Genomic DNA, 911 nt, shown 5'->3' with positions numbered 1-911 from the left:
CGAGATCGGGCTGCTCTCCGCGCTCGGGCGCGACGAGGTCCCGGTCCGGGGCCGCCCGACCGTCGGGATCGTCTCGACGGGCGACGAGCTCGTTCGCCCCGGCGAGGAGCTCAACCCCGACCGTGGGGAGATATACGACGTCAACTCGACGACGATCGCCGCGGGCGTCGCCGAGGCGGGCGGCGAGCCGGTGTTGTATCCGCACGCGGGCGACGATTACGCCGAGATGGAGCGGATCCTGCGTGAGGCGGCCGACGAGTGCGATCTCGTCCTCTCGTCGGGGTCGACGTCCGCTAGCGCGGTCGACGTGATCTACCGCGTGATCGAGGAACGCGGCGAGCTCCTCCTCCACGGCGTCGCGGTCAAACCGGGAAAGCCGATGCTGATAGGCCGGCTCGACCGCGGCGACGGCGGCGAGTCCGCGTACGTCGGGCTTCCCGGCTACCCGGTTTCCGCGCTCACCATCTTCCGCACGTTCGTCACCCCCGCGATCCGCGAGGCCGCCGGCCTGCCGGAGCCGCGGACTGCCACCGTCGAGGGTCGGATGGCGGCCGGCGAGCGCTACGCCGAGGGTCGTCTCCGATACATGCCCGTCGGCCTGCTCGACATCGGCACGGAAGCCGAGGGGAGCGACAGCGACCGGCCGCTCGTCTACCCCGTCGACAAGGGGTCCGGCGCGACGACCAGCCTCGTCGAGGCCGACGGCGTGGTCGCCGTCGACCCGGATACGGAGTACCTCAACGCGGGCGAGTCCGTCTCCGTCCAGCTGTTCTCGCCCGACGTCCGGCCGCCGACGCTGCTCGGCGTCGGCGAGGACGACCCCGCGCTCAACCGCCTGCTCGACCGACTGGAACGCCCCCGATACCTCCCCGTCGGCTCCCGTGAGGGGCTCCGTCGGCTCCGTGACGGCG

At 72.3% G+C, this 911-nt stretch carries 1 protein-coding gene; it reads left to right on the top strand.

Annotated elements, in window-relative coordinates; translation table 11 throughout:
* On the top strand, positions 1–911 hold a 911-nt coding region (locus ACFQEU_RS16770; RefSeq protein WP_379783994.1), incomplete at both ends, for a molybdopterin-binding protein.

It is taken from the genome of Halorubrum tibetense (assembly GCF_042661865.1).
Lineage (GTDB): Archaea > Halobacteriota > Halobacteria > Halobacteriales > Haloferacaceae > Halorubrum > Halorubrum tibetense.
The sequence above is the reverse complement of the archived record's forward strand: the minus strand, read 5'-3'. Positions and strand labels throughout refer to the sequence as shown.